The 10,208-nt window shown below is 68.2% G+C and carries 8 protein-coding genes and 1 pseudogene; 7 read left to right on the forward strand and 2 right to left on the reverse strand.

All coding sequences use genetic code 11. From position 1 onward, the window contains the following. Window positions 1–47: 47 nt before the first annotated feature. The 6 genes from CTB96_RS20245 to CTB96_RS20270 all read left to right on the forward strand — a co-directional run bounded on the left by CTB96_RS20245 (window position 48) and on the right by CTB96_RS20270 (window position 7,362). Window positions 48–1,592 carry a UxaA family hydrolase gene (locus CTB96_RS20245; protein WP_110128823.1) on the forward strand — a complete coding sequence of 515 codons (1,545 nt, stop codon included), beginning with the start codon at window positions 48–50 and terminating at the stop codon, window positions 1,590–1,592. Then, entirely contained in the window at window positions 1,568–2,626 is a 1,059-nt protein-coding gene (locus CTB96_RS20250; RefSeq protein ID WP_248283514.1) for a sugar kinase, read from the forward strand. The genes CTB96_RS20245 and CTB96_RS20250 overlap by 25 nt, the downstream gene beginning before the upstream one ends. Before the next feature lie 3 nt (window positions 2,627–2,629). Then, entirely contained in the window at window positions 2,630–3,262 is a 633-nt protein-coding gene (locus tag CTB96_RS20255) for a bifunctional 4-hydroxy-2-oxoglutarate aldolase/2-dehydro-3-deoxy-phosphogluconate aldolase (RefSeq protein ID WP_110128825.1), read from the forward strand. Between the two features lie 91 nt (window positions 3,263–3,353). Then, complete coding sequence (locus CTB96_RS20260) at window positions 3,354–5,603, forward strand: putative bifunctional diguanylate cyclase/phosphodiesterase (protein WP_110128826.1); 2,250 nt, start codon at window positions 3,354–3,356, stop codon at window positions 5,601–5,603. A 159-nt stretch (window positions 5,604–5,762) separates the two neighbouring features. Beyond that, window positions 5,763–6,644: an SDR family oxidoreductase gene (locus CTB96_RS20265; protein ID WP_110128827.1), complete on the forward strand. Its 882-nt coding sequence runs from the start codon at window positions 5,763–5,765 to the stop codon at window positions 6,642–6,644. 4 nt (window positions 6,645–6,648) lie between these two features. After that, window positions 6,649–7,362, forward strand: coding sequence for a histidine phosphatase family protein (locus tag CTB96_RS20270; RefSeq protein ID WP_110128828.1), 714 nt, complete (start codon window positions 6,649–6,651; stop codon window positions 7,360–7,362). A 3-nt stretch (window positions 7,363–7,365) separates the two neighbouring features. On the opposite strand, the gene CTB96_RS20275 is transcribed toward CTB96_RS20270, so the two are convergent. Further along, entirely contained in the window at window positions 7,366–7,779 is a 414-nt protein-coding gene (locus tag CTB96_RS20275) for an SHOCT domain-containing protein (protein WP_110128829.1), read from the reverse strand. A gap of 378 nt (window positions 7,780–8,157) precedes the next feature. Between CTB96_RS20275 and CTB96_RS20280 the strand changes: the two genes are divergently transcribed. Beyond that, complete coding sequence (locus CTB96_RS20280) at window positions 8,158–9,714, forward strand: GGDEF domain-containing protein (protein ID WP_146215874.1); 1,557 nt, start codon at window positions 8,158–8,160, stop codon at window positions 9,712–9,714. A 22-nt stretch (window positions 9,715–9,736) separates the two neighbouring features. Here CTB96_RS20280 and CTB96_RS20285 read toward each other — a convergent pair. After that, window positions 9,737–10,208: pseudogene (locus CTB96_RS20285) on the reverse strand (L-arabinose isomerase); the annotation flags it as partial.

Here is a 10,208-nt window from a genome sequence, read left to right on the forward strand (position 1 = left end):
CCCGCCCGTCCACACCACTACTTGCAGCATCCAACGAATCGATTCTCATGTCACACATTGAAAGCATCGCTACCGGCACATCCGTGCTGGTCATGGCCGAGGGCGACGACGTAGCCGTCGCCCTCCGCGACCTGGCGCCGGGGGAGGCACTTCCCGTCGGCGACGGCGTCCTCACTGTCACCACGCTGGTTCCCAGTGGCCACAAGATCGCGCTCACCGACATGAGCGTCGGCGCCACCGTGCACAAGTACGGCCAGTCGATCGGCGTCGCCACGGCCCCGATCAGCCGGGGCGAGCAGGTGCACAGCCACAACATCGGCATGGACCTCGCCGCCCGCACCCATGAATTCGGCACCGTGCACACCGAGCTGCCCGTCCCGACCGAGCGGCGCACCTTCCAGGGCTTCCGCCGGGCCGACGGCCGGGCCGGTACCCGCAACTACATCGCGATCCTCACCACGGTGAACTGCTCCGGCACCACCGCCAAGCTGATCGCGGACCGGTTCCGGAACGGCGCACTCGACAAGTTCGAGAACGTCGACGGCGTCATCGCCCTCACCCACCAGAGCGGCTGCGGCCTGGTCCTGGAGAGCGAGGGCGCGCAGGTGCTGCTTCGTACCCTGAACGGCTACGCCCGCCACCCCAACATCGCCGGTGTGCTGATGCTCAGCCTCGGCTGCGAGATGACCCCGACCAGCCTGGTGCTGGCCGAGGGCGTCCTGCCCAGCGACACCGTGGTGGAGTCCCTCTCGATTCAGGAGACCGGCGGCATGCGCAACACCGTCGCCGCCGGCGTCGAGAAGATCCTGGCCCTGGCCGAACAGATCAACACCCGCCACCGTGAACCGATCGACATCTCCGAGCTCGTGCTGGGCCTGAACTGCGGCGGCTCCGACGGCTACTCCGGCATCACCGCCAACCCGGCCCTGGGCTGGGCATCCGACGTTCTCGTGTCGCACGGCGGAACCAGCGTGCTGGCCGAGACGCCCGAGATCTACGGGGCCGAGCACCTGCTCACCGCCCGGGCCACCACCCCGGCCGTGGGCCACAAGCTGATCGACCGGATCGACTGGTGGGAAACCTACATCCACGCCAACGGCGGCACCATGGACAACAACCCCTCCCCGGGCAACAAGGTCGGCGGCATCAGCACCATCCTGGAGAAGTCCCTCGGCGCTGTCGCCAAGGCCGGCCACGCCGACCTCGCCGCCGTCTACGAATACGCCGAACCGATCGACACCCGGGGCCTGGGCTTCATGGACACCCCCGGCTACGACCCGGTCTCGGTCACCGGCCTCGTCGCCGGCGGCGCCACCGTCGTGGTCTTCACCACCGGCCGCGGCTCGGTCTTCGGTTGCAAGCCCACCCCGAGCATCAAGGTGGGCACCAACACCGAACTGTTCCTGCGCCAGGGCGACGACATCGACATCGACGCCGGTCGCATCGCGGATGGCAACGCCACCGTCGACCAGGTCGGCGCCGAGATCCTCGAGATGATCATCGCCGTCGCCAGCGGCACGCAGACCGTGAGCGAAGAGTTCGACGTTGGCCAGGAAGAATTCGTGCCGTGGCACATCGGAGCGGTGACCTGATGACCGCCTCCCAGACCGCCGCCTCCCAGACCGCCTCCGACCAACCCGCCGTGGTGTGCTTCGGCGAGACGATGGGCATGTTCACCCCCACCAGTTCTGCGCCGCTGAACACCGCCGCAGGCTTCACCCTCGGCACCGGTGGTGCCGAATCCAACGTCGCCATGCACCTGGCCGAACTCGGCCACCAGGTCGCCTGGGCCAGCGCGGTGGGCACCGACCCCGTTGGCACCAAGATCATCGACGCCCTCGCTGCGGCCGGCGTCGACACCAGGTGGGTCGGCCGCACGGCCGACCTGCCCACCGGGCTCTACCTCAAGGAGCCCGACACCGGTAGCGGAGCACACGTGTTCTACTACCGCCAAGGCTCGGCGGCATCCGCGCTGAAGATCGCGGATGCCGTCGGCTGGCCCCTGGCCGGCGCCCGGTGGATCCACACCACCGGTATCACCCCGGCGCTCTCCGCGAGCTGCGCCGAACTGGTCGAGCACGTGCTCGACCACGCCCACGAATGGGGCGCATCCGTCTCCTTCGACATCAACTTCCGTCCCGGCCTCTGGCCGGTCAGTGAAGCCGCACCGCGCCTGCTCGCCCTGGCGGCCAAGGCCACCGTGGTGCTCGTCGGCCTCGATGAAGCCGAAACGCTGTGGGGCTCCGTCACCTCAGCAGACGTGCGCGCCCTGCTGCCGAATGTGCAGTACCTGGTGGTGAAGGACGGCTCCATCGACGCCACCGAATTCTCGCTGAACTCTGACGGCACCGACACCATCACCGTCGTGCCGGCTCGCAAGGTCGACGTCGTCGAACCCGTCGGCGCCGGCGATGCCTTCGCCGCGGGCTACCTGTCCAGCCTCATCACCGCGGAGACCTCCGCGGACCGCCTGGCTCGTGGGCACTCCCGCGCTGCCTGGGCGCTGGGCAGCCGCCAGGACTTCCGCCCCGGACTCGGCCAGCGCATGTCGGCCGATGAACCCCACGCCGCCGGTGACACCAGCGGCACCAGCGACAACGACCGTGAACTCGAACTCAGGAGATAACCCATGACCCAGTCCACTATCCAGCCGATCAAGACAACCGAATGGTTCCCCGGGGACTTCTTCGCGGTTCCCGTCATCGCCGTCTTCCGTGGCCTGTCCGCCGCCGAAGCCGTGCGCCTGTCGGTGCGCGCCTGGGATGCCGGCGTCGAGCACGTCGAAATCCCGATTCAGACCATCGACGCCGTGCCCGTGCTGCAGGCCGTGGCTGACGCCGCCGCCGAACGCGGCCTGGTCATCGGTGCCGGAACCGTGACCACCCTCGAGCAGCTCGACGCGGCGACCAATGTCGGCGTGGCCTTCACGGTCTCGCCCGGCTTCGACCCGGCCATCATCGCCGAGAGCGTGCGCCGCGGCATCCCGCACCTGCCGGGACTGGCCACCGCCACCGAGATCCTGCAGGCCCGTGCGCTCGGCCTCACCTGGGTCAAGGCGTTCCCCGCCTCCGTGCTCGGTGCGGCGTGGGTGAAGGCCATGAAGGGCCCGTACCCCGACACCAACTTCATCGCCACCGGCGGCGTCACCGCTCACAATGCCCCCGAGTTCCTCGCCGCGGGCACCAGCGTGGTCGGCCTCTCCGGCGCCTTCGCCGACGACGCCCAGCTCGACCTCGTGCGCGCCCTGATCGCAGGCGCCTGAGCCATCCAGAACCGTTGTGGCCCCGCGACCGATCGGTCGCGGGGCCACAGCCGTCTGCGACTGTAGGCTGGGCCCAACGAAGGGTGGTCGCGTGCGGAAATCAGGGCGCGACACCCACCCCGTCCGCCCCTGGTTACTCTGGGCCACCTTCGCGTCGGTGGCGGTGTACACGCTGGGGCTGCTGTTGAACAATGGCAGCGTCGACCAGCTGGTTAATGTCTGGCTGGGTGAACTCACCCAATGGCTGCCAGCCCTGGTTTTCTGGCTCGCCGTGGTGCGCACAGGCTTCGCCCGCCGGGACGTACTGTTCATAGCTGTCGCAGTGACCTTCAACGCCATCGCGGACACCTACTACGTCGTGGCGATGGATCGGGCCGGCGAGCTGCCATTCCCGTCCCCGGCCGACGTGGGCTACCTGATGTTCTACCCCCTGATGCTGATGGCGCTCGTCGCGCTCGTGCGCAGACAGGTACGCGGGCTGGCCTGGTCCGTAGTGCTCGACAGTGCCGTTGGCGCTCTGGGCGCTGCTGCGATTCTCACGTCGGTCCTCGGCCCCGTACTCAGCGTCGCCGGGGACGAGACCGAGGTGCTCGCCACCGCCGTCGCCGTGGCGTATCCGGTCTTCGACCTCCTCCTCGCCGCGGCGATCGCCGGGATCGCGTCCGCACCAGGCCTCGATATCGGGCCGCGCTGGACATTCCTGGCCAGCGGCCTGGCCGTCTTTGCCGCAGCAGACGTGGTGTTCGCCCTGATGCAGACCTCAGGAACCTATTTCGCCGGTCTGCCTCTGGACGCCAGTTGGGCCCTCGGGCTCGCCCTGATGGCGGTCTGGGCCGACGCCATCTCCCGGCCCGGGCGGCCAACGCCACTGGCGACGCGTCGGTCCCCGGCGCTCCTCGTGCCGGCCGCAGCCGTGGCGGCGGGACTGGGCGTGCTGCTGGTCGGCACGCAGGTGGCGCAGCCTGTCGGTGCCGTCATCCTGGCAGCCCTCACCGTTGCCGTCGCCGCCATCCCACTGGTCTTCCGTCAAAGGATGCTGGGCCGGCAGGCCAGGACCGATCACCTCACGGGTCTGCCGAACCGCCGCGCTCTCTACGCTGACGCCCAAGACAGACTGGTGCTCAACGGGATTCCCGCCCGGCAGCGGCATTCGGCACTCTTGCTCCTGGACCTCGATCGATTCAAGGAGGTCAACGACAGCCTCGGCCACGATGTCGGTGACCAACTGCTCGTTCAGGTCAGCACGCGGATCATGGGGGCGTTACCGCCCGACGCCGTGCTGGCCAGACTGGGCGGTGACGAGTTCGCCATTCTGCTCGATCGGGCCGGTGAGCCAGAGGCGACGACGTTCGCGATCGCGCTCGGCGCCGTTCTGCAACCGGCCTTCGCCCTCAATGGGCTCTCCGTGCAGACCAGTGCCAGTATCGGCATCGCCCTCTTCCCCGAGCAGGGGCGCGACCTAGGCGATCTGCTGCGGCGGGCGGATATGGCGATGTACCGGGCCAAGTCGACACGAGCCGGACACCACGTCTACACGTTCGAGGACGACAGCGACGGTGAAGCGCGCCTGCGCACCCTCCAGGAACTCCGCCTGGCCCTCATCCAGGACCAGCTGGTGGTGCACTATCAGCCCAAAGTGAGTCTGCTCAGCGGACAGACGACCGGTGTGGAAGCCCTCGTGCGCTGGCAGCACCCGGCTCGCGGGCTGTTGCTGCCCTGCGAGTTCCTCGACCTCGTCGAGGAGTCGGGACTCATGCCAGTGCTCACCCGCATCGTGCTGACCAAAGCCCTCGACCAAGCCGTCATCTGGCAGGCCGCTGGGCAGCATCTGACTGTCGCCGTGAACATCTCCGCCAGCTCGCTGGTCAACGTCGACCTGCCCGATGAGATCGCCCGCATGGTGACAGAGCGGAAGCTCGCCGCATCCGTGCTGATGCTGGAGATCACCGAGGAATTCCTGATGATCGACCGGGACCGCGCCAGGGCCGTGCTCACCAGGCTGCGCGCGGCCGGTGTGCAGATCTCGATCGATGACTTCGGGACCGGCTACAGCTCCCTCTCGTACCTGCGCGACCTGCCGATCGATGAACTCAAACTGGACCGGTCCTTTGTGACGCCCATGGCTGACGACTCCCGTGCGGCGTCGCTGGTGGCCTCAACGATCGACCTGGCCCACAGCCTTGGCCTGCGGATGGTGGCGGAGGGCGTCGAGAACGGCTTCTCCTATGACGAGCTGGTGCGATACGGCTGCGATCACGCGCAGGGGTTCTTCATGTGCGAAGCGGTTCCCGCGGACGATTTGGACCGCTGGCTCGCCCAGCGCGGAGTCATCGCGCCCTAGCGCCAAGCGCTTCTTCGTCCACGACCGTGACGATTGCCCACGGCGGTGCGTCTTACCGATGAGTGCTACAACAACCGTACGCAGCAACCGCGCTCCACAGACCCACCGACCGACCGAACTTCGCGGCCAGGGCAGGCCTCTATCGAACCAGGAGCAGTGATGACACCGTCGACCGACGATCCGCGCACCAAGTACTACAACGAGGGCTTCGCCAAGCAGGAGCAAGACCAGCCCGGGCTCACCCCGGTGACCGAGCCGCGCCCCGACCACGGCGAAGACAGCTACACCGGCAGCGGCAAGCTCACCGGCATGCACGCCCTGATCACCGGCGGGGACTCCGGCATCGGCCGGGCCGTCGCCATCGCCTACGCCCGCGAGGGCGCCGACGTCGCCATCTCCTACCTGCCCGAGGAGCAGGCAGATGCCGAAGACACCGCCCAGGTGGTGCGCGCCGCCGGCCGCACCGCACTGCTGCTGCCCGGCGACATCCGTGAGGAGCAGCACTGCATCGACATCGTGGAGACCGCCGTTGCCGAGCTCGGCGGGCTGGACATTGTGGTGCTCAATGCCGCGTACCAGGAAAACAGGGACGGGCTGGAGAACCTGCCAACGGCAGACTTCGACCGGGTCTTCAAGACCAACCTCTACGCCACGCTGTGGATCGCCCGCACCGCGATCCCGCACCTGGCGCCGGGGTCATCGATCATCTCCACCACCTCGATCCAGGCGTCCAGCCCGTCGCCCGGCCTCATCGACTACGCCATGACGAAGGCCGCACTGGTCGCCTTCACTCAGGCCCTCGCCCAGCAGCTCGGCGCCTCCGGCATCCGGGTCAACGCCGTCGCCCCCGGCCCGATCTGGACGCCGCTGATTCCGGCGACATCCTGGCCCGACAAGCTGCCCTCCTTCGGTCAGGACACCCCACTGGGTCGGGCCGGCCAGCCGGCCGAGCTGGCCGCGGCCTACGTGTACCTCGCCTCGTCGGATGCCTCTTACACCTCGGGCGCCGTTCTCCCGGTGACCGGCGGCAAGGGCTTCTAGTCCGATGGCCGCCACGGCGCTGCTGCTCGTGCGCCATGGCGAGAGCCTCGCGAATGTGGCCGCGGCCGAGGCGGAACGCACCGGAGCCGAACGTGTGGAGGTACCGATGCGCGACGCGGACGTGCCGCTCACCGCGGTCGGCGCGGCGCAGGCCGCGGCCGTGGGCGGGTGGCTGTTGGCGCTGCCCGCAGCGGACTACCCGCGCTCGGTTTGGGTATCGCCGTATCTGAGGGCGCGGCAGACCGCGGAGATCGCCTTGGCCATGCGCCCAGACGGCCACCCACCGCGCCTGGACGAACGCCTACGCGACAACGAGACCGGAGTGCTCGACCGGCTCACCGCACGCGGGATCGAAGCGCGCGAGCCGGCCGAGGCCGAGCGAATCCGACACCAGGGTCGCTATTATCACCGACCGCCAGGAGGCGAATCCTGGGCCGACGTCGCGCTGCGGATTCGGTCGTTCCTCGGCGGGCTGGATTCCGAGGAGTGCGCGTCGACCGCGCTTGTCTTCGCCCACGACACCGTTGTGATGTTGTTTCGCGTCGTGTGCGAGGGCCTGACCGAACTGGAGGCCCTCGAGCTGGCGCGCACGCCGGTGCAAAACGGTTCGATCACCAGGATTGTCCGCACCAATAAGAGTGCCCCGTGGCGGGTGCAGTACTACAACTCGATCACCCATCTGACCCGGCCGACCGGGAAGCTCGGCCGGCCGGAGTGACACTCAGACGACGTCGGACCGGGCCTGAGTGTTGCCCAGTGCCTTGTCCTTGAGTACCGCGTATTCACCCTGCGTGATCGCGCCGGAGTCCAGCAGCTGCTTGGCCTGCGCGATGTCCTGAGCCGGATTGCTGCCAGCCACCGACCGGATGTATTGGTCGGTGCTGGACTGCGCTTCCCTGCCGGCCATCGCCTGCCGTTCTGCCATGCCCTTGCCGCGCGCAATCACGTAGACCAGCACGGTCAGGATCGGCACGAAGACCATGAAGAGCAGCCACGCCGCCTTCGCCCAGCCATTGAGGGTGCGATCGCGGAACACATCCACGATCACGGCGAACAGCGCGAACAGATAGGACACGAACACGAATGTCCAGAAGAAGAATCCGATGAAGTCCCAGAAACTTGACCAAAAGCTCATGAGCCGTGCCTCTCTGTCTGGCCCTGGTCCTGCCGCCGCAGTGAGCGGCCGTCACAGTCCAGGGCTGATATTCACGGTAATCACCCAGGTGCGGACGGGATCACCCGAATGGGGTGAGAAAACGGGCCAGAAAAGTGCGGGAGTCGCTGCGGCGCCGGAGTTCGCCGCCGCCGGAATTCTGATGGCGGTGCCTCCCGATCGTCCCTCGGGGTTGCCCGTTTCCGGCTTAAGCGCCCCAGTACGCGGGGGCATCTGGCCCGTAACGGGGCAACTCGCTTCCTGGCATTTATCTGGCGGCTAGGCTGGGCGCACCTGGTATCGATCGAGGGAAACCTCGGGCGGGTTCGATGCCGGAATCCGGCCGTGGGGGAGTGGGACGTGATCGCTGTAGTCGAACATGACACTGACGACGCCCGGCTGGCTTGGGTGGAACGCCAGTACTGGATCGACAAGGACGTGGCGCTCGCCGCCGCCGAGGACTGGTTGGCCGAGCTCGGCCCCGGCGACCATGGCGCCCTGGGTCGACGGCTCAAGGTGCAGGTGGCATCGATCACCACGCGGCGGGGCGACCCGAGCGCTGGGGCGACGGGTGTGCAGAGCATCCTGCGGTGGGCCGAACGGCATGGCGAACTGACCCTGCAGTCCCGCTGCCACGACGTGCTCGGTTCGATCTTCGAAATGGTCGGCGACCGGGCGCTCTCGCTCGAGCATGCCGTCGCCACGAACGACCTGATCGGCGAGGCTGAGAGCCCGCTGATGCGGGCCGCCGCCCGGCTCACCCTGGCCGACGCCCTGGGATCGTCCGGGTCGTTCGATGAGGCCAGGCGGCGCTACGACGAGGCCCTCCGCCTCGTCATCGACGACCCCGAGACCAGCATTCGGTATCAGATCCTCAACAACCTCGCCTACACCGAATACCAGGCCGAGAACCACGACGAAGCCCTGGCCGCCGTCGAGAGCCTGATTTCGCTGTCTACGCTCCACGACCGCCCGATCGGCATGTACGCCCGCGAGACTATTGCGCGGGTGTACCTCACGGCGGGCCGGCTCGATGAAGCCGCGGACACCCTCACCGCGGCCCTGGCTGCCAAGCCGGTCGACTATCACCCCGACAGCATTGCCGCGGCCCTGGTGACGCTGGCCGAGACTTATCGCAGGCAGGGCCGCCTCGACGACGCCCAGGCCGTGATCGACCAGTGCCGGGAACTCACCGCCGAATACAGCCTGGTGCGCTGGGCGACAGAGGTCAGCCGGGAACAGGCCGAGATCCACGCCGAGACTCAGGATTACCGGGCGGCCTTCGAGGCCTACCGGCGCTATCACGAGCAGTCCATCGCGCTGGGCGCCAGCGAGAACGAGGCGCGGGGGCGGGTGCTCGAGGCGATGTTCCAGACCGCCGAATCGCGCCGCGAGAGCGAGCGCTACCGGGAGATGGCGGAGCGTGATCCCCTCACCGAGCTGCACAACCGCCGCCACGTCGACGAGCGTCTGGCTGCCTTGCTGCAGTCGCTACGTGAGGGTGGGCCATCGGTGGCCGTCGCGATGCTCGACGTCGATCATTTCAAGCGCATCAACGACACTCTCTCCCACGAGGTGGGGGATGTCGTGCTCCGTACGCTCGGCGGCATTCTGCGGCAGGCCGTTGCCGGTGTTCCCGGAGCGGTCGCCGCGCGCCTCGGCGGCGAGGAATTCCTGCTGATCCTGCCCGGGCTCGGCGCGGTCGAGGTGCGAATGCTGTGCGAACGGGTGCGGCTGGAGGTGTCCGGCCACGACTGGTCGCCCATTGCCGCCGGACTGGGGGTCACGGTGAGCCTGGGTGTAGCGATCGCGCCGGAGGATGCGACGACCAGTTCCTCGCTGCTGCGTGCCGCCGACGTGCGCATGTACGTGGCTAAACGCGACGGACGCAACCGGGTCGTGCACGCCGGCGACTGAACACCGGCGTCCACGACTCCTGCTACAGGCCTTGCGCCAGGCGGTAGTACGCCTGGTTCCAGCGCACCTCGCGGGAGAAGTCCCGCAGGGTGGTGGTCTCATCGATCACGAGAAGCTCAGTGCCCGCGATTTCGGCGAAATCTTGGAACACCTCGATGCCGACGGCGGTCGACATCACGGTGTGGTGCGCGGCGCCGGCGGTGAGCCAGGCGGCAGCGGAGGTGGCGAAGTCCGGCGCGGGCTTCCAGACGGCCCGGCCGACGGGCAGCTTGGGCAGGGCTTCGGTGGGTTCGACGACCTCGACGACGTTCGCGGTGAGGCGGAACCGGTCGCGCATGTCGCTCATCGCGACGACCACGGCGGGGCCGGGGGCGGCGTTGAAGACCAGGCGCACCGGGTCGTCCTTGCCGCCGATGCCCAGCGGGTGGATTTCCAGGGTGGGCTTCTCGGTGGCCAGTGACGGGCTGACCTCGAGCATGTGCGCGCCGAGGATC

Source organism: Cryobacterium arcticum (assembly GCF_003185895.1).
Classification (GTDB): domain Bacteria; phylum Actinomycetota; class Actinomycetes; order Actinomycetales; family Microbacteriaceae; genus Cryobacterium; species Cryobacterium arcticum.